At 61.7% G+C, this 25,365-nt stretch carries 20 protein-coding genes and 1 pseudogene; 12 read left to right on the forward strand and 9 right to left on the reverse strand.

The genetic code is table 11. The annotated features are described in order from the left end of the window. Positions 1-74 precede the first annotated feature (74 nt). From F759_RS0124165 to F759_RS0124195, 7 genes are all read left to right on the forward strand, one after another. The gene (locus F759_RS0124165; protein WP_027802134.1) at positions 75-2,015 is read left to right on the forward strand and encodes an ABC transporter permease; all 1,941 of its coding nucleotides are present in this window, start codon (positions 75-77) and stop codon (positions 2,013-2,015) included. After that, on the forward strand, positions 2,012-2,821 hold the full coding sequence (locus F759_RS0124170; RefSeq protein WP_027802135.1) for an ABC transporter ATP-binding protein: 810 nt from the start codon (positions 2,012-2,014) through the stop codon (positions 2,819-2,821). The genes F759_RS0124165 and F759_RS0124170 overlap by 4 nt, the downstream gene beginning before the upstream one ends. After that, positions 2,818-3,531 carry an ABC transporter ATP-binding protein gene (locus F759_RS0124175; protein WP_027802136.1) on the forward strand — a complete coding sequence of 238 codons (714 nt, stop codon included), beginning with the start codon at positions 2,818-2,820 and terminating at the stop codon, positions 3,529-3,531. The genes F759_RS0124170 and F759_RS0124175 overlap by 4 nt, the downstream gene beginning before the upstream one ends. Before the next feature lie 53 nt (positions 3,532-3,584). Further along, positions 3,585-4,784, forward strand: a complete 1,200-nt coding sequence (locus F759_RS0124180) for an amidohydrolase family protein (RefSeq protein WP_027802137.1) — start codon at positions 3,585-3,587, stop codon at positions 4,782-4,784. Between the two features lie 31 nt (positions 4,785-4,815). Then, positions 4,816-5,322, forward strand: a complete 507-nt coding sequence (locus F759_RS0124185) for a (2Fe-2S)-binding protein (RefSeq protein ID WP_027802138.1) — start codon at positions 4,816-4,818, stop codon at positions 5,320-5,322. Next, positions 5,319-8,942 carry a molybdopterin cofactor-binding domain-containing protein gene (locus F759_RS0124190; RefSeq protein ID WP_027802139.1) on the forward strand — a complete coding sequence of 1,208 codons (3,624 nt, stop codon included), beginning with the start codon at positions 5,319-5,321 and terminating at the stop codon, positions 8,940-8,942. Before F759_RS0124185 ends, F759_RS0124190 begins: the two co-directional genes overlap by 4 nt. Before the next feature lie 101 nt (positions 8,943-9,043). Next, a complete protein-coding gene (locus F759_RS0124195) occupies positions 9,044-10,252 on the forward strand; it encodes an ABC transporter substrate-binding protein (RefSeq protein ID WP_027802140.1) in 1,209 nt (402 codons plus the stop codon). Positions 10,253-10,390: 138 nt separating this feature from the next. Here F759_RS0124195 and F759_RS0124200 read toward each other — a convergent pair whose 3' ends face one another. Beyond that, positions 10,391-10,642, reverse strand: coding sequence for a hypothetical protein (locus F759_RS0124200; protein WP_006049586.1), 252 nt, complete (start codon positions 10,640-10,642; stop codon positions 10,391-10,393). Between the two features lie 149 nt (positions 10,643-10,791). On the opposite strand from F759_RS0124200, the gene F759_RS0124205 reads away from it, so the two are divergent. Beyond that, on the forward strand, positions 10,792-11,316 hold the full coding sequence (locus F759_RS0124205; RefSeq protein ID WP_027802141.1) for a DUF6496 domain-containing protein: 525 nt from the start codon (positions 10,792-10,794) through the stop codon (positions 11,314-11,316). A gap of 22 nt (positions 11,317-11,338) precedes the next feature. Here the strand turns inward: F759_RS0124205 and F759_RS0124210 are convergent, their stop codons facing one another. Next, entirely contained in the window at positions 11,339-12,667 is a 1,329-nt protein-coding gene (locus F759_RS0124210; protein ID WP_027802142.1) for an aspartate aminotransferase family protein, read from the reverse strand. Between the two features lie 292 nt (positions 12,668-12,959). Here F759_RS0124210 and F759_RS0124215 point away from each other — a divergent pair, with 292 nt between their 5' ends. Then, on the forward strand, positions 12,960-14,375 hold the full coding sequence (locus F759_RS0124215) for an aminotransferase-like domain-containing protein (protein ID WP_027802143.1): 1,416 nt from the start codon (positions 12,960-12,962) through the stop codon (positions 14,373-14,375). A 22-nt stretch (positions 14,376-14,397) separates the two neighbouring features. Here the strand turns inward: F759_RS0124215 and F759_RS0124220 are convergent, their stop codons facing one another. Further along, positions 14,398-15,024, reverse strand: coding sequence for a LysE family translocator (locus tag F759_RS0124220; protein WP_027802144.1), 627 nt, complete (start codon positions 15,022-15,024; stop codon positions 14,398-14,400). A 462-nt stretch (positions 15,025-15,486) separates the two neighbouring features. After that, on the reverse strand, positions 15,487-16,200 hold the full coding sequence (locus F759_RS0124225) for a methyltransferase family protein (RefSeq protein WP_244438898.1): 714 nt from the start codon (positions 16,198-16,200) through the stop codon (positions 15,487-15,489). Between the two features lie 280 nt (positions 16,201-16,480). Between F759_RS0124225 and F759_RS0124230 the strand changes: the two genes are divergently transcribed. The 3 genes and pseudogenes from F759_RS0124230 to F759_RS0124240 all read left to right on the forward strand — a co-directional run bounded on the left by F759_RS0124230 (position 16,481) and on the right by F759_RS0124240 (position 19,218). After that, positions 16,481-16,717, forward strand: a complete 237-nt coding sequence (locus tag F759_RS0124230; protein WP_027802146.1) for a DUF1488 family protein — start codon at positions 16,481-16,483, stop codon at positions 16,715-16,717. Between the two features lie 431 nt (positions 16,718-17,148). Further along, positions 17,149-18,606, forward strand: a pseudogene (locus F759_RS38415) (NCS1 family nucleobase:cation symporter-1). A gap of 228 nt (positions 18,607-18,834) precedes the next feature. Further along, positions 18,835-19,218, forward strand: coding sequence for a hypothetical protein (locus F759_RS0124240; RefSeq protein ID WP_027802147.1), 384 nt, complete (start codon positions 18,835-18,837; stop codon positions 19,216-19,218). Positions 19,219-19,434: 216 nt separating this feature from the next. On the opposite strand, the gene F759_RS42890 is transcribed toward F759_RS0124240, so the two are convergent. From F759_RS42890 to F759_RS38425, 5 genes are all read right to left on the reverse strand, one after another. After that, positions 19,435-19,893, reverse strand: coding sequence for a hypothetical protein (locus tag F759_RS42890; protein WP_027802148.1), 459 nt, complete (start codon positions 19,891-19,893; stop codon positions 19,435-19,437). 171 nt (positions 19,894-20,064) lie between these two features. Beyond that, on the reverse strand, positions 20,065-20,517 hold the full coding sequence (locus F759_RS44285) for a LysR substrate-binding domain-containing protein (RefSeq protein ID WP_244438900.1): 453 nt from the start codon (positions 20,515-20,517) through the stop codon (positions 20,065-20,067). 131 nt (positions 20,518-20,648) lie between these two features. Beyond that, positions 20,649-20,951, reverse strand: coding sequence for a LysR family transcriptional regulator (locus tag F759_RS44290; RefSeq protein ID WP_244438899.1), 303 nt, complete (start codon positions 20,949-20,951; stop codon positions 20,649-20,651). 694 nt (positions 20,952-21,645) lie between these two features. Continuing rightward, complete coding sequence (locus F759_RS0124255) at positions 21,646-23,298, reverse strand: hydantoinase B/oxoprolinase family protein (RefSeq protein WP_027802149.1); 1,653 nt, start codon at positions 23,296-23,298, stop codon at positions 21,646-21,648. Next, a complete protein-coding gene (locus F759_RS38425; protein ID WP_274533487.1) occupies positions 23,298-25,073 on the reverse strand; it encodes a hydantoinase/oxoprolinase family protein in 1,776 nt (591 codons plus the stop codon). Before F759_RS38425 ends, F759_RS0124255 begins: the two co-directional genes overlap by 1 nt. Positions 25,074-25,365 lie beyond the last annotated feature (292 nt).

Consider the following 25,365-nt stretch of genomic DNA (forward strand, 5'->3'; position numbering starts at 1 on the left):
CGCGCCGCAACGTCTGCTGTTCGAACCTCATGCGCGGTTGCGCGTGGATCGACAGCAAGCTGCCGAGGGTCTCGATGCTTTCGAATTTGCTGGTACAACTGGTCAACGGACTCGCCGATGCGTCGACGCTGTTTCTCGTCGCCGCGGGCTTGTCGTTGATCTTTGGCGTGACGCGCATCGTCAACTTTGCGCACGGCTCGTTCTACATGTTCGGCATCTACATCGCCTACAGCATCGCGAGCCGTTTTGGGCACACGGCGGGCGGCTTCTGGCTTTCGGTGCTGGCTGCCGCGCTGGTTGTGGCAGTGCTCGGCGCGCTCGTCGAGGTGATCGTGTTGCGGCGCATTTATCAAGCGCCGGAGTTGTTCCATCTTCTTGCCACGTTTGCGCTCGTATTGATTTTTCGCGACGCCGCGTTGTGGCTATGGGGACCGGAAGACTTGTTCGGACCGCGTGCGCCGCATCTTGCGGGCGCGGTGAATTTCCTCGGCCATCCGCTGCCGACCTATGACATCGCGTTGATCGTGATCGGCCCTGTGGTTCTGCTGCTGCTCTGGTATGCGTTGACGCGCACGCGCTGGGGCACGCTGGTGCGCGCCGCGACTCAGGATCGCGAGATGCTCGGCGCGCTCGGCATCAATCAGGCGTGGCTCTTTACAGGCGTGTTTTTCGTCGGCGCATTTCTCGCGGGTTTGGGCGGCGCGCTGCAAGGGCCGCGTATGTCGGCGAATCTCTCGCTCGATCTCGAGACGATAGGCAATGCGTTCGTGGTCGTGGTGGTCGGCGGCATGGGTTCGATTCCAGGGGCGTTCGTCGCCGCGCTGATCATCGCGGAGATCAAGGCGCTGTGCATCGGCATAGGGCATGTGACCGTTTTCGGCGTCGGTCTTTCGTTGAGCCGCTTCACGCTGGTTGCGGAATTCGTCGTAATGGCAGTCGTGCTCGTGGTGCGGCCTTGGGGTTTGCTCGGTCGCGCGAGTGCCGCGGTGCGCGGCATGGCTGCGCCCGAAACGCCTCTGCGTCCCGCAGGCAAACGGCTTAAATGGCTCGCCGCGATTGCGCTGCTAATCCTGTTGCTCGCGCCGCTCACGGCGAATGCGTTTCCGTATATGCCGGTGCTGTTCGTGGAAATTCTCATTGCCGTGCTGTTCGCGACGAGCCTGCATTTCATCATGGGGCCGGGCGGCATGCATTCGTTCGGCCATGCTGCGTATTTCGGGCTCGGCGCATATGGCGCGGCGCTGTTCCTCAAAGTGTTGAATCTGCCGATGGAAGCCGCATTGCTGCTCGGCCCGCTTCTGGCCGTCGCTGGCGCGCTCGTGTTCGGCTGGTTCTGCGTGCGTCTTTCTGGCGTGTATCTCGCGATGCTGACACTCGCGTTCGCACAGATCGTGTGGTCGGTCGTCTTTCAGTGGGACGACGTGACGGGCGGCAGCAACGGCATTCTGGGCTTGTGGCCGTCTAACTGGCTGTCGTCGCCGGTGGCTTTTTATTACCTGACGCTTGTATGTGCGGTGATCGGCGTATGGCTCTTGCGCCGCATGCTGTTCTCGCCGCTCGGTTATGCAATGCGGGCGTCGCGCGATTCCGTGCTGCGCGCGGAAGCCATCGGCATTGACGTTAAGCGCGTGCAATGGGCGGCCTTCGTGATCGCGTCGCTCTTCTGTGGACTCGCCGGATCGCTGTATGCGTTCTCCAAAGGCACGATCTCGCCGGAGGTGATCAGCGTGAGCCGTTCCGTCGATGGCCTCGTGATGGTGTTGCTCGGCGGCTTACAGACGCTCACCGGGCCGATTGTCGGTGCAGCCGTGTTCACATGGTTGCAGGACACCGTCGCGCGGCAGACCGATTACTGGCAGGCATTGCTGGGCTTCGCAATTCTGTTGCTGGTGATTGCATTTCCGCAGGGCATCGTGGGCTTTATCCGCGATCGCTTCGGCGACGACACTGCCGACAACGTTGAGAGCAACGCCGCACAGCCGTCGCAACGCACTGCGATCAAGGAGGGGCTATGAGCTTGCTGCATGTAGCCGGATTGTCCAGATCGTTCGGCGGTCTGAAAGCGGTCGACGACGTTTCGTTCACGCTCGAAGCCGGCCAGCTTCTCGCATTGCTCGGTCCGAACGGCGCCGGCAAGTCCACCTGCTTCAACATGGTCAACGGACAATTGCCTCCTTCGTCCGGCTCTATCCGTTTCGACGGACACGAACTCGTCGGCATGCGTCCGCGCGACATCTGGCGGCTCGGCGTGGGCCGTACATTCCAGATCGCGGCGACCTTCAATTCAATGACGGTGCTCGAAAACGTGCAGATGGCCCTTGTCTCACGCGAACGTAAAACCTTCGGCCTGTGGAAGCCCGCAGGCTCGCGCTATGCCGACGAAGCCTTCGCGCTGCTCCAACAGGTTGGCATGTCCGCCGACGCCAAACGCGCGTGCGGCGTGCTCGCGTATGGCGACGTGAAGCGCGTCGAGCTTGCCATAGCGCTTGCAAACAGGCCGAAGCTTCTATTGATGGACGAGCCCACTGCCGGCATGGCGCCGAAGGAGCGCAACGAATTGATGGCGCTGACCAAGCGGCTCGTCATCGAGCAGAAAATCGGCGTGCTGTTCACTGAGCACAGCATGGACGTGGTGTTCGCCTACGCCGACCGCATGATCGTGCTCGCGCGCGGCAAACTGATCGCCGAGGGCGATGGCGATACGATCCGCAACGACCCGCGTGTGCAGGAAGTGTATTTCGGCACGGGCAAGACCTTTCAGCCGCACGCGCCGCTGCACGACATGGCGAGTGGCCACGCAGCTGGAGGAGCGCTGCAATGAGCGAGCCGATGCTGAAAGTCGCGGGCCTCAACGCATTTTATGGCCGCGCTCATATTCTTTTCGATGTCGGCCTGGAAGTCGGGCGCGGGGAAGTCGTCGCGTTGATGGGTCGCAACGGCGCGGGCAAATCGACCACGATGAAAGCGGTAATGGGCCTGCTGCCGCGCCGCCAGGGCGAGGTCAAATTTCGCGGGCAGAACATCACGGCGCTCGCGCCGTACAAGATCGCGCGTATGGGCATGGGCTTCGTTCCTGAAGACCGGCGCGTGTTCGCCGATCTAACGGTCATGGAGAATCTGGACGCTGGGCGCCAGCCGCCACGCGAGGGAGCGCCGCAATGGACGCCGGAAAAGCTGTTTCGTCTGTTCCCGAACCTCGGCGAAATGCCGAAACGGCCCGGCGGCCAGATGAGCGGCGGCGAGCAGCAGATGCTCACTGTCTCGCGCACGTTGATGGGCAATCCGTACCTCGTTCTACTCGATGAACCGTCCGAAGGCGTGGCGCCTGTGATCGTCGAACAGATGGCAAACATGATTCTGGAACTCAAGCGCGAAGGGCTGTCCATTCTGTTATCCGAACAGAACCTGCACTTCGCGGAACTAGTCAGCGACCGCGCGTATGTGCTTGAAAAAGGGCAGATCCGCTTTAGCGGCACCATCGGCGAATTGGCAAGGAACGAAACAGTGAGGCGCGCTTATCTGAGCGTTTGATCAACGCGCGATTCAGCGTGCGGTTCGGACAGTCGTTGCGAAAGGAGAAGCAGATGGCAGCAGAGACGTTGACAGGCTTGTCGGGCAAGGTCGCGGTAACGAACATCGGGCTGCTGTTATCCGGCGACATCGATCAGCCGATTATGGACGCGAACACGCTGGTGATTGAAGACGGCGTGATCGTCGCGGTTGGCAAGGAAAAAGACTGCGACCTGGAGGGCGCGCGCACCACCATCGATTGCAAGGGCACGACGGTCGCGCCCGGTCTGATCGACTCGCATGTGCATCCCGTGTTCGGCGACTGGACGCCGCGCCAGAATCAGATGGGCTGGATCGAATCGAACTTGAACGGCGGCGTCACGACGATGATCTCCGCCGGCGAAGTGCATTTACCTGGTCGTCCGAAAGATGTGCTTGGCTTAAAGGCGCTGGCCATCACTGCGCAGCGCTCGTTCGAAGGCATGCGCGGCGCGGGTGTCGGCGGCGGCGTCAAGGTGATGGCGGGCGCGCCGGTGATCGAAAAAGGCATGGTCGAAGAGGACTTCAAGGAGCTGTCGGAAGCGGGCGTGAAGCTGCTCGGCGAAGTCGGGCTCGGCAGCGTGAAGGCCGGCGAGGAAGCCGCGCAGATGGTCGCGTGGGCGCGTAAATACGGCATTCAGAGCACGATTCATACGGGCGGCCCATCGATTCCAGGCTCGGGGCTGATCGATCGCGACGTTGTGCTGGAGGCTGATGCTGACGTGATCGGTCACATCAACGGCGGACATACGTCGCTGTCTTACCGGCACGTGTGCGATTTATGCGAGCAGTCGAGCCGCGCGCTCGAAATAGTCCATAACGGCAACGAACGCATCGCATTGCTGACGGCGCGTCATGCCGTGGAATTGAAATGCCCGCACCGGATCATTCTCGGCACCGACAGTCCCGCGGGATCTGGCGTGCAACCTCTCGGCATTCTGCGGATGATCGCGCTCATTTCCAGTCTCGCGGATGTGCCCGCCGAAATCGCGTTCTGTTTCGCGACGGGAAACACCGCGCGTCAACGCAACTTGCGCCAGGGCTTGATCGAAGTGGGTCGTCCCGCCGATCTCGTCTTCATGGACCGCGCGCAACACACGGCTGCCGACACGCTGCTCGAAAGCGTGCAGCTCGGCGATATTCCGGGCGTGGGCATGGTGATGATCGACGGCTTGATCCGCTGCCGGCGCAGTCGTAATACACCGCCCGCGACTGAAGTGCCGGTAGTGCTGTGAGCACGCGCGATTTGGCGCGGACGGTACGCTCATGAACGGGCCGGCACCGCTCACGCTGAAAGTCAACGGTGCGACGCATCTTGTCAGCGCCGCCGCGGACACGCCGTTGCTGTACCTTCTGCGCAACGACCTCGCACTCAACGGTCCGAAATTCGGCTGCGGACTCGGCGAATGCGGCGCATGCACCGTGCTGCTCGACGGCACGCCGACGCGTGCATGCGTGACGACTGCGAGAGTAGCGTTAGGCCACGAGATCACGACGCTCGAAGGACTGGGCACGCGTGCCGCGCTGCATCCGGTGCAACAGGCGTTTATCGAAGAACAGGCCGCGCAGTGCGGGTATTGCCTGAGCGGCATGATCATGACGGCGAAGGCGCTGCTCGATCGCGATCCGCATCCGAGTGTCGAAACAATTCAACGCGAGTTGTCGCGCAATCTGTGCCGCTGCGGCACTCATGTGGAAATCGTGCGTGCTGTGCAGCGCGCCGCTGAGTTGCTGGCGATACAGAAAAATGGTCCTGAAGGGGCACGCGTATGACAGGACCGGACTTCAGTGTGGATCGTCGGGCCGCGGCACCATCGCGCAAGCAGTTGTATGACGCGCAGAGCGTGCTGATCGTCACGCGTGCGCCGCAAGCGCCGGTGAAGCCAGCTGTCGGTCAGCCTGGCGCGCGATCGTCGTTTGTGCCGACCGAGCCCGATATGTTTCTTGCCGTGCGCGACGACGGCAGCGTGATCGCGTTCAACGGCCACGTCGATCTCGGCACTGGCATCGGCACCGCGCTTGCACAGATCGTCGCAGAAGAACTCGACGTGCCGTTGACGCGCGTGTCGATCGTACTCGGCGACACTAGCGAAACGCCGAATCAGGGACCGACGATTGCAAGCGCCACGATGCAGATAACGGCAGTGCCGTTGCGGCATGCGGCGGCGCAGGCGCGTCAATGGCTGCTTGCACAAGCAGCGACGCGGCTCGGGGTCGGCGTGGACAAGCTCGATGTGCGTGACGGCATCGTGTTCCAACGCGACGACGGCAGCGCCGTCGAGGCAGCAAAACGCGTCGGCTATGGCGACTTGATCGCGGGGCAGCGCATCGAATTACAGCTCGCTACCGACGCGCCTTTGAAATCTCCGGACACCTACAAGGTCGTGGGCAAGAGCACGCCACGCGTCGATATTCCCGCGAAGGCAACGGGCGAATTGAGCTTCGTGCACGATGTGCGCGTGCCTGGCATGTTGCATGGCCGCGTCGTGCGTCCGCCGTATGCGGGGATCGCGCAGGGCGCTTTCGTCGGCAATAGCCTGCTGCATGTCGACGAAGAGTCGATCCGCGACTTGCCGGGCATCGTCAAGGTGGTGGTGATACGCGACTTTGTCGGCATTGTGGCGGAGCGTGAGGAAGTCGCGCAGGAGGCCGCGAAGCGGCTCAATGTGCAATGGAAAGCCACCGAACCGTTGCCGCCGCTCGAAACCAGCGACGAAGTGGAAGCCGCGTTGCGTGCGAATCCGGCGAAACGGCGCGACCTCGTGATCGATGGCGATGTCGATGCGGCGCTTTCGCGCGACCCGGCTCGCACGCTGAATCGTACCTACGTATGGCCGTTTCAGATGCACGCGTCGATTGGCCCTTCGTGCGCGGTCGCCGATCATCGCGAGGGCGCGTTGAAGGTATGGTCGGGCACGCAGAATCCGCATTCGCTGCGCGCGGACCTTGCATTGCTGATGTCGATGGACGAAGCGCACATCGACATCGTGAGGATGGATGCGGCCGGCTGCTACGGCCGCAATTGCGCAGACGATGTCGCCGCCGACGCCGCTCTGCTTTCGCGTGCGACCGGCGCGCCGGTGCGCGTGCAACTGTCGCGCGAGGACGAACATGCATGGGAGCCGAAGGGCGCGGCGCAATTGATGGACGTGCGCGGCGCGTTGAGTGCCGAAGGCGAACTCGCGGCTTACGACTTCGCGACACGTTATCCGTCGAACGACGCGCCTACGTTGGCGTTGTTGCTCACCGGCACGCTGTCCGCTCAGCCGCAGGTGTTCGAAATGGGCGACCGCACGGCCATGCCGCCGTACGACTATCGGGCGATGCGCGTGGTTTGCGACGACACGCCGCCGATCGTGCGGGCGTCGTGGCTGCGCGGTGTGTCCGCGTTGCCGAATACATTCGCACACGAGTCGTTCATCGACGAACTAGCCGTGGAAGCGGGCGCCGATCCGGTCGAGTTTCGTCTGAAGCATCTGAGCGATCCGCGTGCGGTCGAGCTCGTCAAGGCGGTCGCCGAGCGTGCCGGCTGGCAGCCGCGCGAGCCCGGAACAAACGGGCATGGCGAAGAAGGCGACATCGCGCGCGGCCGTGGCATTGCCTACGCGCGCTATGTGCACAGCAAGTTTCCTGGCTTCGGCGCGGCGTGGTGCGCGTGGGTCGCCGATGTGGAAGTGAATCGCCGAAGCGGCGAACTCGCGGTGACGCGCGTGGTGGTCGGCCAGGACAACGGCACGACGATCAACCCGGACGGTGTACGTCATCAGATTCACGGCAACGTGATTCAGGCGACGAGCCGCGCGTTGAAAGAACGCGTGACGTTCGACCGGAACGCGGTGACGAGCCAGGAGTGGGGCGCGTACCCGATCCTTACGTTCCGTGAAGTGCCTGTCATCGATGTCGTGATGATGCCGCGTCACGGCGAGCCGCCGATGGGCGCGGGCGAGTCGGCGTCGCTGCCCGGCGCGGCGGCGATTGCCAACGCGTTGTACGACGCGACCGGCGTGCGTTTTCGCAGGCCCCCGTTCACGCCGGAAACGATCCGCGCGGCGCTCGCGGATGCTCAGGCTCAAGACGCCGCAGCGCGAAAGAAAAAGCGCTGGCGGCTCGGTTTTCTGGGCGCGTTTGCAGCAGGCGCGGCGGGCTGGCTTGGTGCGTTGTCGCTGGCGCCGCAGGCCATTGCGCCGATTGTGCCGCCGCTCGCGAGTACCTTCGCGCCGGAATTGATCGCGCGCGGCAAATTGCTGGCGTCACTCGGCAATTGCGCGGTGTGCCATACCGCGCGCAACGGTGTGCCGAACGCCGGCGGCAAGCCGCTCGAGACGCCGTTCGGCACTGTCTATAGCACCAATATCACGCCCGATGTGCAGACCGGCATCGGCTCATGGTCGCTCGAAGCGTTTGTTCGCGCGATGCGCGAGGGCGTTAGCCGTGACGGACATCGGCTGTATCCGGCGTTTCCGTACACGTCGTTCAAAAACACTTCCGACGACGACCTCAAGGCGCTCTACGCGTACCTGATGTCGCCAACGCCGGTGCGCTTTCGCCCACCGGAAACGAAGCTGCCGTTTCCGTTCAGTGCGCGTCCGCTGATGGCCGCATGGAACGGCCTCTTTCTCGGACGCAATACCTTCGTCGTGAGCCCAACGCAAAGCGCGCAATGGAATCGCGGCGCGTATCTCGTCAACGGTCTCGGGCATTGCAGCGCGTGCCACACGCCGCGCAACGCGTTCGGCGCCGAGAAAACCGGCGCGGCGTTCATGGGCGGCGGCAGTGCGGAAGGCTGGGAAGCGCCCGCGTTGTCGTCGCTCTCGAACTCGCCGGTGCCCTGGACCGAGGATGAACTGTTCAGCTACCTGCGCTTTGGCCACGCGCCGCTGCACGGCGTCGCGGCGGGGCCGATGGCGCCCGTCGTCGCCGACCTCGCTGCGTTGCCCGACAGCGATATTCGCGCGATGGCAAACTATCTCGCGTCGCTCAACCCTGTGGAAGCCAATGTCGATGCCGCCGCGATGGCGCGTCAATACGAACACGCGAGCGCGATTACCGGCATGCCGGCCGGCGTCGGCGCGCGGCTTTTTGACGGCGCATGCGCCGCGTGTCATCACACGGGCAGCGGGCCGCAGTTGTTCGGCGCGCATCCGTCGCTCGCGCTCAACACGAATGTGCACAGCGCGACGCCCGATAATCTGATCCGCGTGATACTCGACGGCATCGGCTCGCCTGCGCGGCCCGAACTCGGTACGATGCCGGCTTACCGCGACAGTTTTAACGACGCCCAGGTCGCCGAACTCGTGTCGTATCTGCGCCAGCAGTTCGCGGGCGGCAAGCCGGCCTGGCAGGACGTCGCCGCGAGCGTCGCCCGGATTCGCGCAATGCCGCGCATCGAGTGAGCGCGCAACGCAGCGACCGGCCAACAGTTCGCTTGAGCGCCGCTGCTACGCCTGATAGAAAACCAACGCATTCCCGCAATCCCTTTGATACGGAGAAACGCATGACTACGCGCGCAGGATGGATCTCTCGCCTTACGCTATCGACGGTGCTGTCGTTCGCCGCCTTCGGCGCGAACGCCCAGCAGACCATCAAGATCGGCGAAATCAACAGCTACAAGGCGCAGCCCGCCTTTCTCGGGCCTTACAAGAACGGCTGGAATCTTGCGCTCGAACAGATCAACGCCGCGGGCGGCGTGCTCGGCAAAAAGCTCGAAGTGGTTTCACGCGACGATAACGGCAACCCCGGCGACACGATTCGCGTCGCACAGGAATTGATCGCGCGGGAACAGGTGCAACTGTTGTTCGGCGGTTTCCTGTCGAACACGGGACTCGCGCTCACCGACTTCGCGAAGCAGAAGAAGATATTTTTCCTCGCCGCCGAACCGTTGACCGACAAGATCGTTTGGGCCGACGGCAACAAGTACACGTACCGTCTGCGTCCTTCCACGTATATGCAGGTTGCGATGCTCGTGCCGGAAGCCGCCAAACTGAAGAAGAAGCGCTGGGCGCTCGTCTATCCGAACTACGAGTACGGGCAATCGGCGGTCGCGACTTTCAAGAAGCTGTTGAGCGCCGCGCAGCCTGACGTGCAGTTCGTGGCCGAACAGGCTACGCCGCTCGGCAACGTGGATGCGGGCGCCGTCACGCAGGCGATCGCCGATGCGAAACCCGACGCAATCTTCAACGTGCTGTTCGGCGCCGATCTCGGCAAGTTCGTGCGTGAGGGCAACACCCGCGGTTTGTTCAAGGACCGCAGCGTCGTTTCGCTGCTGACGGGCGAGCCGGATTATCTCGATCCACTGGGCGCCGAAGCGCCGACGGGCTGGATCGTGACGGGCTACCCGTGGTATTCGATCGATACGCCGGCCAACAAGAAGTTCGTCGACGCCTATCAGGCGAAGTATCACGACTATCCGCGGCTCGGCTCGGTGGTCGGTTATTCGGCGCTGATGTCGATTGCGGCCGGCATTAAAAAGGCCGGTTCCGTCGATACCGACAAGCTCGCGGCGGCTTTCAAGGGCCTTGGCGTGGAGACGCCGTTCGGGCCGATCACCTATCGCGCGCAGGACAATCAGTCGACGATGGGCGCTTACGTCGGCGTGACCGGTGTGAAGGACGGCAAGGGCGTGATGACGTCGTATCGTTACATCGACGGCGCGAGCGTGCAGCCTTCTGACGCCGAGGTGAAGAAGCTGCGGCCCGCCGAATAAGCCTGTTCTTGCGGCGCTAGCGTGCCGCCACGCCTGCGGCGGCCCATGCCGCAGGCGTCCACGAAAGCCGACGCCGATGCCGTTGCGAGGCGCTAGTTCGCCGGACGTTTCACCGGCGGCCGCGCATAGGTGAAGGCACTATTCCTCGGCGTCGTGCTCGGCCACAAAGCGCCTCAGATACGCCAGCACGGCTGCCTCGACCGCGCGATGATCGGCGGTACTTTTCGAGCCTGCGTTCTCTTCGTCGCCGAACAGGGACGAAGGCGCGTCGTGCACGTCGATTTCCTGCCCCTCGCGGAAGATGCGAATCTCGTGGACATCTTCCGCGTATTCGGCGATCCAATGCACGCCTTCGATATGCGCGCCCGCGCGCACGGTGGGGATCTTCATGGATATCTCCCGTTCGGGCCGGTCAAGCGCCGACCCTTGACGACACCATACGCCGTCCACGTGAACGGCGCGAGTCCTGGCAAGTCGCGTTAGGACCCCGGCACAAGCATTGCTGAATGACATGGGCCACAGTCAATTGGAGAACTGTCATGCCCGAAAAGAAAACCGTGAGGCGTGCCGAAGCCGACAAACGCGCCGGCAAGTCGGCGAGCACGCAAGCTGGAGAGTTCGTCAAGGAGCAGGTGGACAAGGTGCGCGCCGGCAAGCACGGCGTCAGGTCGCCCAAGCAGGCGATCGCCATTGGCCTCTCGGAAGCGCGTCGCGCGGGCGTCGATCTGAAGGCGCCGAAGAAGGGCACCGCGAGCGAGGCTACGCGCAAGAAGGCGGAAAAGGACAGCGCCGCGGGACAGAAGAAGGGTGCTGCAAAAAAGACGGCCAGCAAGGAGTCGACGGCGAAGCGCTCACGTACCACCACCAACGTACTGAAGCGCGAAAGCAAGGCGGGCGCATCGCACTCGGCGATGTCGAAACAGGCAAAGTCGGCGGCAGCGAAGCGTCCGGCGGCGAGCCGCTCGGCGGCAGCAAAGAAAGCCGCTGCGACCAAGGGTGCGGCCGGCCGTTCGGCTGCGGCCAAGAAGGCGGCTCAGACGCGGGCTGCGCGCGCGCATCATTGAGCCGGTCTTGTTCCGATGCGGCTTACTGCACGGTAGCCAGCACGTCGCCGACCGTCTTGAAGATGTGCGCGATCTGCTCTTCATTGATGATGAGCGGCGGCGAGAACGCGAGGATGTCGCCGGTGAAGCGCACCAGCACGCCCGCTTCGAAGCATTTGACGAATGCTTCATAGGCGCGTGCGCCCGGCGCGCCGTCGCGTGATTCGAGTTCGATGCCCGCGATCATGCCGAGGTTGCGGATGTCCTTCACGTGCTTTGCGCCGCGCAGCGAGTGAGCCGCGGCTTCGAAAGTTGGCGCGAGCGATGCGGCGCGCTCGAACAGTCCGTCGCGGCGATACAGGTCTAGCGTGGCGATGGCCGCGGCAACGGCAACCGGGTGCGCGGAGTATGTGTAGCCGTGAAAGAGCTCGATTGCGCCTTGCGCGCCCGCGTTGACGATCGTGTCGTGCACCGTGCGGCTTGCCGCGACCGCGCCCATCGGAATCGCCGCGTTGTTGATCGCCTTGGCCATTGTGATCAGGTCGGGCGTGACGCCGAAGTATTCGCTCGCCGTGGCCTTGCCGATGCGGCCAAAGCCCGTGATGACTTCGTCGAAAATCAGCAGGATGCCGTGCTTCGTGCAGATCTCGCGCAGCTTTTGCAGATAACCTTGCGGCGGAATCAGCACGCCCGTCGAGCCGGCGACCGGTTCGACGATCACGGCCGCAATCGTCGACGCGTCGTGCAGCGTGACGATGCGCTCAAGTTCCTCCGCGAGATGCGCGCCCCAAGCCGGCGGACCCTTCGAGAAAGCGTTGTGTTCGAGGTTGTGCGTGTGTGGCAGGTGATCAACCGCCGGCAGCAAGGCGCCGGAAAAGGTCTTGCGATTGGGCGCGATGCCGCCGACCGAAATTCCGCCAAAGCCCACGCCGTGATAACCGCGCTCGCGGCCGATCAGACGTGTGCGCTGCGCTTCGCCGCGCGAGCGGTGATAGGCGAGCGCAATTTTCAACGCGGTGTCGACCGATTCCGAACCCGAGTTCGTGAAGAAGATGCGGTCGAGGCCATCAGGCATCAGTTCGGCGACCTTCGTGGCCGCTTCGAATGCGAGCGGGTGGCCCATCTGGAAAGTCGGCGCGAAGTCGAGCGTGGAGAGTTGCTGCGTGATCGCGGCGACGATCTCATCGCGGCCGTGGCCCGCGTTCACGCACCACAGACCCGCGCAGCCGTCGAGCACTTCGCGGCCGTCCGTGCTGCGGTAATACATGCCCTTCGCCGATTCCAGCAGGCGCGGCGCGGCCTTGAACTGGCGGTTCGCGGTAAAGGGCATCCAGAAAGACGACAGATCGTCGATGACGGGGCGCGAAGTCATGGGGGTTTCTCCTCGAAGTGGTTTCCCCAAGGACACTTCCTGTGGGGCGCCCGAGCGTATGGTTCGGGCGTCCCCAAGGCACTTTCCGTGGGCATAGCCAAAACTGTAGCGTTCGCGGTTTAATGGCGGCATAAACAGTTGGCGCAGTGTCGCGCTAACTGTGTTGGTGGATTCGCGGCAACTGTGTCGACGGCATCGCGCGGGTGGGGCGTCGAACAGCAGATTGCCGCGCGCTTCATTCCGTGTCATTCACTCGGGGCCGTTCGCCGCGGCCGGCTTTTTCGTCCTGACCATGATCGAATTGAACCTTGAGCGCGACCGGCGCGCCGCCCCGACACTCGTCGACCAGGTCGTGCAAGGCTTCGCCCAGGCTATCGAGGCGCAGTCGCTGCGCGCGGGCGCATTGTTGCCGTCGGTGCGGCAACTGGCGCAGAGTCACGAACTGAGCACGTTCACGGTCACCGAGGCGTACAACCGTCTCGTGTCGATGGGGCTCGTGGTCGCGCGGCGCGGCTCCGGGTATCGGGTGGCGGCGCGCTCGTCGCCCGTGCGGGCCGCGGTGACCGACTGGCAGCCGCCGAGCCTCACCGCGACATGGCTGCTGTCCGACGTGTTCGCCGATCATTCGGTGCCGATCAAGTCAGGCGGGGGCTGGCTGCCGAACGAGTGGATCAACGAAACAGGTCTGCAACACGCGCTGCGCGCGATGAGCCGTGTGCCGGCGGCGCGGCTCGGCGATTACGGTCATCCATACGGGTTCGCGCCGTTGCGCGAGCGGATCGCCGAGCAGCTCGACCGGCGCGGCTTGCCGGTCGACGTCTCCAATGTGTTGCTCACGCAAGGCGCGACGCAGGGGCTCGATCTGATCGTGCGTACGTTGCTGCGCGCGGGTGACTCCGTGATCGTCGAAGATCCGGGTTATTGCAATCTGCTGCAAATTCTCAAGCTCGCGGGGCTTGTCGTGCATGGCGTGCCGCGCACGCCCGCAGGCGTCGATACCGATGTGCTCGAAACGCTCGTCACGCAGCACAAGCCCAAGGCCATTTTCGTCAACACGACGCTGCAGAATCCGACCGGCGCGACTTTCGGCATGTCGGCCGCGTTTCGCTTGCTGCAGATCGCCGAACGTCAGCGCATGTGGGTGATCGAGGACGACGTGAGCCGCGAACTCGCGCCGCCCGGCGCGCCGCTTTTTGCCGCGATGGAGGGGTTGCAGCGCGTGCTGTACGTCAGCGGTTTTTCGAAGACGGTCACCCCGGGCCTACGCTGCGGCTACGTGGTCGCTGAGCGCGCGGTGCTGCGCGAACTGGCGCGCACGAAGATGGCGGTGGGGCTGACGTCGTCGGAAGCGATCGAGCGGATCGTCGACAAGGTGCTGCTCGAAGGGCGCTACGCACGTCACGTGGAAGCCGTGAACGAGCGGCTGAAGCTCGCGCATGCAACCGTCGAGGAGCGGCTGGATTCGCTTGGGCTCGAAGTGTTTCATCGCCCGCGAGCGGGGCTTTTTCTGTGGGCGCGCCTGCCTGTCGATCCCACGCGCGCTGGCGACGTTGCGACCGCCGCGCTCACGCACGGCATCTGGCTCGCGCCCGGCTCCTACTTTCGTCCCGACGACGCGCCGAGTGCATGGTTCCGCTTCAACGCCCCCTATTCGACCGACGACGCGTTGTGGCGCTTCATCGAACAGGTAGGGCGTGGAGCGATCTAGCCGCGTTCGGGCATTCAGGTGCTCAGGCGCTCGTTGCGTCGATCAGCTTCAGTGCGATCGGATAGAGCGAGCACACCAGCAGCAGCGCCATCGCGATGTTGAACACGCGTAGACGCTTCGGATCGGACAGCACACGGCGCATCGCAGTGCCGAAACCCGCCCACAGGCAGATGCATGGAAAGCCGATCACATAGAACACCGCAGCCATTGCAATCGCGTTCATGCTGTAGCTCTCGCTCAGGTGAATCGTGGTGGCGGCGGTCAGCACCATCATCCACGCCTTCGGATTGACCCACTGGAAAGCGATGGCTTCGTAGAACTTCATCGGACGACGCTCGCCCTGCCGTACCTTCAATTCGCCGGACGTGCCGATCTTCCACGCGAGATAGAGCAGGTAAGCGACGCTCGCGACTTCCAGCACCATGTAGAGCACCGGAAAATGAATGAAGGCTTCGCCGAGGCCGATACCTACCGACAGCATCAACAGCACCACGCCGACGCTAATGCCCGACAGATGCGGCAGCGTGCGGCGAAAACCGAAGTTGACGCCCGAGGCCAGCAACATCGTGTTGTTCGGGCCCGGCGTGATGGTGGTGACGAGGGCGAACAGAATGCCGGCGGGCAGCGCGCTGAGCGTGAAGTAAGACATGACGGACTCCGGGGTCGGGCGGGGACTTTGGAGCATTCTAGCGAGCGTTGCCGGTACAGTACCTGTACGGATTTAAGGATGATGTCCGGTACAGAAGGGTCGGAAGGGAACCGTCCGCCGCCACTGTCTTTGCCATAAGACGACTCAATAGTTGAGATCCCGCCGCTTTAAATGAGATTTTGGACAGTTCAAATGAGATTGCAATTACGTGATGAACTCCTGCTCGTAAGATATTTGATGATCTGGAAAACGCTGTGTGAGAATCGATCACGCGAATATTCCGTTCGGTGGCCAGCGCGCTTGGACGGGCGTCGTCCACCATCAGTAGGCAAATCCGGCGAAATAGCGGATCTCCAGACTATCAGGCAAACCGGGCCCATGCGCTTGCTTGGGATCGTCGCATCCCTGGCAACGTGGCTCGAGCGAATCAGCTTGCAGCCTGCTTGCTCCTCGCCGGCATTCTCAGAACACACCAACGATCAACCGATACCGGACGCGGCTCATGTATTCGCGATAACTGCGGTCCTTCGAGAGCACACGTTCCTCCCGAATGATTCGGCAAGCCTGCACGCCGAAATGCAATGCGATCAGGATGACATTCTGAATTCCGAAGTTCGGAAGTAGGAAGCCGACGTCTGTAATCAAATATCCGATGTACATCGGATGGCGCACTACGCGATAAGGCCCGCGTACAACAACTCCTCGATTTGCGGGCAGAAGCCCGAATGAGCGCCGCAGCGCGAGCTTTGCACTGATTTGGATGACCCAGCCGGTGATTTGCAATCCGGCGGCTGCCACTTCAGGAATTAGATGAGTGCCTGGCTCCAATCGAAAGGCGACGTAATAGAAGGTCCCGAACATAGTCATCACCATGCTGAGTGGCGCCCAGTCCCGCTCGCGCGCGATGCGGGTGGACACGACCAATCCCATGTCCAGGAGCGCGGTGAATGCAAAAAGCAGCAAGGTGATTCGCGAAGGATCCTTCATCAACTGGACAATCGCGGAAGCGAGAAATATAGAAAGCGCGGTCGCGGTACAGACACGCAACGCAATCTCGACTTTCAACTGTTTTGGCGTCAGTTGAACGACGGGTAATGGAAGCGATACGACCGCCGTGTCAGCAGAGCTGCTCGGGATGGTGGGCGCGCTTGCGTGCCCCAGTATTTCTGGTCTCATGGTCGATCGCGGTGGCTTTTTATTTTCGACGTTTATTGATGGTCTTCGCGTAGCCCGCGTCGCGCACGCTCAAGCGAACTAGAAGTCCATACCGGGAAGGCGATTATCACCGGTTTGCCGCTTCTGACGGCCGATATTGAGCGCTGATCGTTTTAACGGCTGCCGACATATTTTTCTTTAGCATGATTTTGTAAGCCCCTTCGAACGTCCATTTAGACTTGCGGGGTCGCGGAACGGCCCTAGCTCTCGATCGAGCACAGTGTGTTGCGAGGGCAGCGCCATGGCCGATAACGTGCCGGTGCCCGCGGAAGCCCCGTATGGCTGCTGCGTACTGGGATATGACGATTCCCGGGAAATCACGTTTCAGGTCGGCAGCGCAACGCTAAAAGGCCTGCAACCGGCACTGGGATCCGACGAACAGTCGGTACTTGTGGCATTTGACGAATTTCGCGAGAGGCTACTTGAGATCGCGAAAACGCAATATGTCCGTGGCCCACAGAATCGATATTCGATTTGATGAAGTCGCACTCTTCTGTCTAGCTGTTTCTGCAACAAGTAGCCGACAGCTTCGCCAGTGCGAAACGCTGTCAAAGCGTCGCCAATAACGCAACTGCGTTCGCTTGGGCCGGCGCACACGGCAAATACTTTGTTTTGCCGCCACACATCTGCCAGTCACGTATCAAATGGCCTTCTACTCTGGATGTGACGGCGTCAGAGCAGGTGCAGGGTTCTTAAGACGTGTTATCCGTCTACCTGTATCCCGTTCTGTGAAGACCATGAAGACAAAGGGATGCCAGCATACGTCTCGATCAGGGTTAACCCATTCGAGACGCTGCGCCAAAGGACATACAGTATGCTGCATGCCAGCTGGCTTCAAACGCGGGGCATCTCCGCCCAGGTGTGTCCGGCGGTGCTTCCTTGGTTCGACGTGATCAAAGGAGATGACAGATGGAAATCCGCGATCCTTCCTCCGGCCTCTATAACGAAGATCTCGCGCCCGCCAGGCAGCGCAACTGGGGTGCCTTCAGCATCTTCAACGTCTGGACCTCGGACGTGCACAGCCTGTGGGGCTACTACCTCGCCGCGAGCCTGTTCCTGCTGTGCGGTAGCTTTATAAACTTCCTGCTGGCGATCGGGCTCAGCTCGCTGGTGATCTTCGCGCTGATGAACCTGATTGGCTTCGCCGGCGAGAAGACCGGCGTGCCTTACCCCGTGCTGGCGCGCGCCTCTTTCGGGGTCTGGGGCGCCAACCTGGCAGCACTGGTTCGCGCCGTGGTGGCCTGCTTCTGGTACGGCGCACAGACGGCTGCCGCATCGGGTGCGGTGGTCGCGCTGCTGATCCGCAGCGACAGCATGATGGCGTTCCACAAGGGGACGCATTTCCTCGGCCACTCCGGGCTGGAGGTCATCTGTTATGCGATCATCTGGGCGCTGCAGTTGCTCATCATCCAGAAGGGCATGGAAACCGTGCGCAAATTCCAGGACTAAGCCGGTCCGGCGGTGTGGCTCGCGATGCTCATCCTGGCGATCGGCCTATGCGTCCAGGCCGGAGGCTTCTCGTTCGACCATGGCATTCCGATGAACGTGCTGCTCGAGAAGACCCGCGATGCCGGCGTCAGCGGCGAGCCCGGCTCGTTCTGGGCGCTGATGGCAGTGGGTGCGACCTGGATCACCTACTTCGCGGCGCTGTACCTGAACTTCTGCGACTTTTCACGCTACGCGAAGAACCGCGATGCAGTGAAGAAAGGAAATCTGTGGGGCCTGCCGGTCAACCTCATCGCGTTCTCACTGGTCGCCGGCGTTACCACCATCGCTGCCTTCAAGGTCTACGGCGAAGTGTTGCTGCACCCCGAGCAGATCTCGGCCAAGTTCGATAGCTGGTTGCTGGCATTCATCGCGGCGCTGACCTTCGCGGTCGCCACGCTGGGCATCAACGTAGTCGCCAATTTCGTGTCGGCGGCGTTCGACATTTCCAACGTGTTCCCTCGGCAGATAAGCTTCAAGAAGGGCGGCTACATCGCCGCGATCATCGCGCTGGTGCTCTACCCATTTGCGCCGTGGGAAGGCAACGCCGCACACTTCGTCAACGCCATCGGTGCCACGATGGGTCCGCTGCTCGGGATCATCCTGGTGGACTACTATCTGGTGGCCAAGGGCAACATCAACGTCGCGGCGCTCTACCAGGAGCACGGCGAGTACCGCTACGAAGGCGGCTGGAACGTCAACGCGTTGGTCTCCGCCGCGGTCGGCAGCGTGTTTTCTACCTTCCTGCCTAACTTCACCAACCTGCTGCCGGTCTGGTGGAATAGCTATGGGTGGTTCTTCGGCGTGCTGATCGGCGGCGGAATGTACTTGATCATGGCAACGCTGCGCCCGCGTACCGCGATCACCCCCACCCGCGCTTGAGGGTTTTCCTGGGAAGCGTGTAAGAGTGACAAACGCGCGCACGCCGCCGACCGGGCTACATGCCGCTTTCGGGGTCGAGAGTTCAGGCCTGCCCGAAACCGGCCGCTTAGACAACGCGCCGGGCTTGATTTCGGCCGCTAGCACGCGGAACAGGCACGGCAACAATGCCGATGGTTGGGCGATGGTGCTCATGCTAGGATTTTCTCGCAAACAACTCCGGAGACTGCTATGCCGTTCATCTGCGAAAACGTCGAATGTCGTGCCGTGCTGGCCCGCGGGCAGGTCGGATCCATTCGCGAGAACGAGGGGTGGTGCTTCTACTGCCCAGACTGCAAAGTGAGGAACGAGCTGAAGAACATTGGCGTGCCGGGCGGTCCTGTCGAGTTGATTCAGCCGGAGAGATCAGGTCTCCCGCACAAAGTCATCGCAACTGCTCGACCACTGGAGGACGGCAGGTACTCGGCGCAGTTACGCGTGCAAAGGGCACTCGGTATGAAGGGGACTTACGCGGCCGAAGAGAATTGGGAACAGCTCGGCGTGTTCCTTAACGCGCACGAGGCCGTCGCTCATGCGAAGTCCATTGCGGCAGACTGGCTGGACGAAAAGGCATAGCCCGGGTGAGTGGAACGCTGGATTTTGCCGTGCGCGGATCTTTTATGGCTGGTCTGCGCCCCCGATTTGCAAGACAACCCAATGCTATATGGCGCCGGTGCCGGGGAAGGCAGCGGCTCAGCCTTCGCTATGCTCAATAAGCGAGACCAACGGAACCGCTCCATCCGAAACACTCGGTCAGACACAATGTGACGGTTTCAGTTCATACAACATCACTCAGGAAGCTCCGACGGAAGCGACGTTCACAAATAGCTTGGCTGCTTCGTTGCCATGGGACAAGGCACGCAGTGCAAGGGAGAGCGCTAGCTGCGCGTCGTGGGCGACTGCACTGCGGTCCTGATCGAAGAGCTTGACGGCGTGGCGCATATGCTGCGCGGCCTGGTCGTGAAGCTCCGCTGCCGTTGAATGATGTTTTGCCGCGATCTCACTGCTTTTGCCAGAGCCGGCCGATGCAGGCGTTGCCGGCGGGGTACTGGCGCTGTGTGCACCGGCATCGTGTGCCTGAGCGATCGCGTGCAACGTGTGGCCTTGGGCCATCATCGACTGGAGGGCGGCGTGAGCATAGTCTTTGCCGGCCTCGAAATGACGCGACGCCTCGCGGTGATATCGCGCTGCCTTCTCGTGATGTGACGCTGCGGCTTCGAGATGTTCTCTTTTGTTGTGCTTCGTGTTCATACCGGCTCCTGTAAGACTGCAGGACTTACTCGATGGCGACCGATTCGAAGACGCGGTGGCGGGTCGCAAGCCACTGGATCCGAATTTACACGCACTTGCGCTGTCAATGACGTTTTCCTCGCTTGGTAAGCTGGTGACTCACAGCCGGCTCATGCCGCGTGTCGTCGCCTGTCAGCGGCCGCGCCGGGTCAGCCGCTGTCCGCGACGGAGTTGCCGGATTGCCCGACCCAGTCGCGCTCCATTGCGAGGCTCAGCCTCCTGCGTCAGCAGCAATGTTGAGAGCTGCTTTTCAACTGTCTCGATATAGAACAGTTGCACTGTCTCGAGAAAACGTGTCCCTTCCAACGGAAGGATTGCGAGCTTCTCCCTATTCACGCCATGACGCGCCACTGCGAGTGGCATCAACGCGAGAAACCGATACGCCGCGATCATCGCTTCATTGGCTTGCAACGAGATCGATTGCACGCATCCATCGGGAAGCTCGAGTCCGCGCGCGTGCATCCACGCCTCGGGCGCGAGAAACCTAGCGCTTCCGCACGGCGGCAGAATCCACGGCAGTCCGGAGAGGTCAGCAGGGCCGATCGTGCGGCGCACAGCGCGCGGACGATCGCGCCCGCACACCATCACGATGGATTGTCGAGAACGGCATGCGAAGCGAAGGCCGCCGCTTCGGCGCGCGGCGGGGCAGTGCGGCTCAAGGCGAAATCGAGCGCGCCGGCAGTGAGCATCGGAAATAGCCGGTCGCTGGTCGCCTCCTAAAAGCTCAAGTTCACATGCGGCGCACGCTTTTTCAGTTCGATCACGAGTTCGGGCGCGAAGACGGGCATCACCGTCGCGACCGCGCCGACGGAAATCTTTCGGGATATGCCGCTTGTCAACGCATCCACTTCGAAACGCGCCTGCTCGAGCTCATGAAACACCTCGCGAGCGCGCTTAGTCAGTGTCTCGCCGACGGGCGTGAAAAACAGCCGGTTGCCTACGCGGGTGAGTACGGGAACGCCCAGACACGCTTCCAGTTTTGCCAGCTGCTGTTGGTGTTCAGAATTGCCGCTGGCCATGTCGTTGCGAGTGGACAGAATCTGGGGGAGGCACGCCTGGTCTAAACTGCAGTGGTTGACCTACTGGGGAGACGGCCATGGAACTGCGTTGGAAAATTTTTTTGCAACGACAGGGAACGGACGAGACAGTCCCCGTTGGCTCCGTTAAACGTCCAGTGAATGGCGCCACCCGCGCCGATTTCGGGTTGTCTCTGCCGAAGGTCGTCAACTCCTGGCAGCGCTGCGAGCGCGACGGTCAAATGGCCCGGAGATTTGTGTCTGCCTTGCAGTGTCCGAGCTTGACGCGGGTTCAGGTGGCGGGTGCGCTCGACCAATGCGGCTGGGTTCCATCGACCATAATCGACGTGATTTCGGATAGTGCTCGTGGAATGCGCTCGCTGGTCACACGATAGCCCCTCAGGTGTCACCCAGGATTCTTGACTGGTTCCGTATCAGCATGAAGATGCACGCCATACGATCTTCCCTTTGAGCGTACAGCTGTTTTTCTAACCTACCGGAAATTATCCGGCGATAGGGCGTCTCCTTGTCAAGGTGCGCGACGCGCTGTGGCGTGGTCGCAGTGACACGGCAATTGAAATGCTTCGCACGTTTGTTAGCACGCCAATTGCATTAAGAAAAATACCTTCTTCATTTCGAATCTTTAGGTAAAAGCCGGCCATACTCTGGCCGGCATCTGCACATACTCGACCGGGACTTAGCCGGTTACGTAGCCATATTCGAGATCTTGTTTCACCAGGGACGGCTCACGGAGTTTCGGATCGCCAAATCCTCCTCCTCCCGCTGAACGCAGCGTCAGCACCGCTCCGGGCATCAGGGTCGCGTTTGCGTCTTTGCTGCCTAAGGTGGCCGTCTTCCCGCCCTGTTCGATGGTGTAGTGATGCACTGCACCCGGTTGTCCGCCACGAAGGCCGTACGGTGCAATCACTTCACCGTCTCCTGTGGGCGTGATGCGCGCTGGCGTGGTTCCCTCGTAGCGTATTGCATATACACCTCCGAGCCCGCCGCGGAACTGCCCAGTCCCCGCGGAGTCCGGACGGAGCGAATAGGCCTCCACCACAAATGGGTAAGCCGATTCTGTGCGCTCGACGCTCGGAGACGGTGCGCCGCCCGGGTTGTGAACAACGCCAATGTTGGACCAGCCGTCTCCGCCCTGGTGAGCTCCTGCACCACCCCGGTTCGCGAAGCTGTGCCAGATGAAAGAACGCCCAGCGCGGTCTGTTCCGCTGATGGCGACTCGAAATCTTCTGGCAAAGCCGCAAACGACACGGTGAGGCACAGCTTCGGCCATCGCATCCATCACTGCTTCAATGATCACGCTTGCAGTCAGGGTCGTGCATGCGGCCACTGCTGCGGGAGGTCTAGGATCGACGAAACTTCCTTTGCGAGTCTTGACGCAGACAGCTCTGGAACTACCGTCATTGAGAGATTCGCGCGCTTCGCTGAGGTACATGAAGGCAACATTGACTGCGGCAATGGTATTTGCCAAGGGGCTGTTGATGAAGTTACCGAACTGGTCCTGGCATTCGCTGAAATCCACGGCAGCGGACGTTCCATCAAGAGTCACTGTTACTTTAACTGGCACCGGATCATCGTTCGACGTGAACGGGTCCAGATAGCTAACTCCTTCGAATGTGCCTCGTTTCCATTCGCCGAACTGGCGGCGCATGGAGCGTTCACCCGCGTTCAGGATTTCAGTGCAGACTGCCTCCATTGTCGGCAGACCGTAGCGCGCATAAAGCTCGCTCACTCGTGCAGCCCCTCGCTGTACGGACGCCAGTTGGGCCATCATGTCGCCACGCATGTCGTCGGGGGTGCGCGAGTTGACGCAAAGCATGCGCACGAAATCCGTCCGAAGTTCTCCGCCGCTTGCCATTTTTGTTGGCGGGATCCGAAGCCCTTCCTGCCAGATTTCCGTTGCGGAGGGGCTGTAACCGCCAGGAGAGATTCCGCCAATATCGCCCTGGTGAGCCCGGTTCGCAATCCACATCGTGAGCACGCCGTCGACAAAGACCGGTGCTGCAAGTGTGACGTCAGGTAAATGGCTACCACCGAAATATGGGTCGTTGCAAACGATAACGTCGCCGTTGCGAACCTCTCCGTCGAAGGCCTCAATCATCGCCTGCACGGCGAATGACAGCGCACCCATGTGGATTGGCACTCTCTCAGCCTGCGCCAGGACTTCGCCTTTTCCGCTCAGGACTGCGGACGAAAAATCGCGCGACTGATTGAGAATCGGCGAAAAACTGGTCTGGGTCATCACTTCCACGACCTCTTCGGCAACAGAGATCAGTTTGTGTCGCACGACCGAGAGAGTTAGCGGGTCAACTGTATTCGAGTTTGCATCCATTAGGAGCGACCTCCCTTTGCTGTTTGTTCGATCACAAGGCTGCCGAGACGATCCACGTTTGCAACCACGAAAGACGGCACAAGAATCGCCGTTGTAGCGGACTCGATAATTGCCGGTCCGGAGATCTTTGTGCCGACCAGGAGTTCGTCAAACCAATGAGCGGACACGGTAGACCAACCGTCCATGAAGATGTCGCGCGTTTCTGAAAAGCCGCCAGGACGCGGCAGACTGTTTCCTGCACTCCCTCCCTCGTCCAGCCGATTGTTCTGACCAACGACACCATAGGCTGACACCCGACACACGTCGATGAACGGCTCCTCGTCCGCATGGATGTGGCCAAAGTACTGCTGATATCGCTGACTGAAAGACTGGCGGATCAACTCGGCAAGGTCCGCGTCGGCTATATCAGCAGGAATCGCAACTTCAAGAGTTGAGGTCTGGCGTTTGTAGCGGCAGTCTACGAAAAGCGTGAGGCGAGACCTTTCGGGCCCAAAGCCACACGCCTCAAGACGCCTGGCGGCAACATCTTTCAGCTTATCCAGGGCAGCCAGGAGCTTGGGGATCGCTTCGGCGCCGAGCTGCGCTCCAATCGGAAGCTGCTCGTCGAGGCGCACGTCGGCTGACAGAAACCCCAAAGCGGAAAAAACGGACGCCTCGCGGGGAATGACCACCCGCCCGATGGACAGCTCTCTGGCAACTGAAGCTGCGTGAACACCTCCCGCTCCTCCAAACGACAGGAGTGTCATATCGCGGGGATCCATTCCTTTTTTAAGCGTGGCGGTTCGTACTGACTCTGCGATGCGTACATTGGCAAGCGCATGAATCGCCAAAGCCGTTCGTTCGATGCTTAGCTCCAACGGCCTGGCGAGAGTCTCGACCGCCGCGCGGGCGAGTTCCATGCTCAGTCCCATCCGGCCACCGAGGAAAGTCTTTGGTGAGAGCAGCCCCAGCACCAGGTTCGCGTCAGTGAGGGTGGGGAGCGTGCCTCCTCGTGCATAGCAGGCCGGCCCAGGATCGGCTCCCGCGCTTTGGGGACCAAGCGTCAGGATGCCGCCGGAATCGAGCCGCGCGATACTCCCGCCGCCGAGTGGCACGACGCTGATGTCGATCGAAGGCACCGCTATCTTCAATTCTTCGTGCTCGGTTTTGCGGCGCTCGAGAGGCGTACCGGCCTCGATCAGCGAGATGTCCGTTGTGGTACCCCCGGTGTCATATGTGACAACCAGAGGGGCGTCCATTAAGCGAGCGTACAAGGCGCTAGCCATCGCCCCACCAGCGGGTCCGCTGGTCACGCATCCGACTGCGTAGGCGCCGGCCTGGTCGATCGGCAGGAGGCCTCCGGTCGACTGCATGATCATGATCGGAAACGTGGCTCCCGCCTCACGCATGCGATTCTCAAATCGGCTGAAATAGCCGTTAAGCCGCGGGCCTACATAGGCGTTGACCGCTGCCGTCGAGAACCGGTCGTATTCTCCTTCGGAGTTCAGGATTTCGTGCGAAAGAACCGTGTACACGCGCCAACCCGTACCTTCCAATAATTCGCGCACCCGCAGTTCGTGGGCAGGATTAACGTGCGCGTGCAGGAAACCAACTACCACTGCCTCGACGTCGCGGTTTCGTAGCTGTGAAAGCGCCTTGAGCACGGCGTCCTCGTCCAGACGGGTCTGGACCGTGCCGTCGAATCGGACACGCTCCGCGACTTCGATCCGGTCGGGTCGAGCAACGAGCGATTGCGGATACGCCGCGTGGAGGTCATAACGACTCGCTTCTTTAATTGGGCGGTGATGTCAAGGGCCGATCTCCGATGGTTCGGTTTCGGAAACGTCGTTTGCGCGGGTCACGCTTCTTTCCGCAGTCGGCTCATCAATCACGGCACGCTGCACGCATTGGTCGGACAGGCATGGAGAGCCTCGCTTTTGGGCGCGCTCGGGGCGCAGCAGTCAGTTGCGGCTTCTTCCAGACCATCGTCCACGCTTCGGACGCTCCCAGTGGGATCAATGTTGGTAAGCGGTTTGCATCATGCCGTCGCCTCCATTGAGCCCCAGCGGAAGTCAGATCCGTCGATCC

The organism is Paraburkholderia dilworthii (assembly GCF_000472525.1).
Lineage (GTDB): Bacteria > Pseudomonadota > Gammaproteobacteria > Burkholderiales > Burkholderiaceae > Paraburkholderia > Paraburkholderia dilworthii.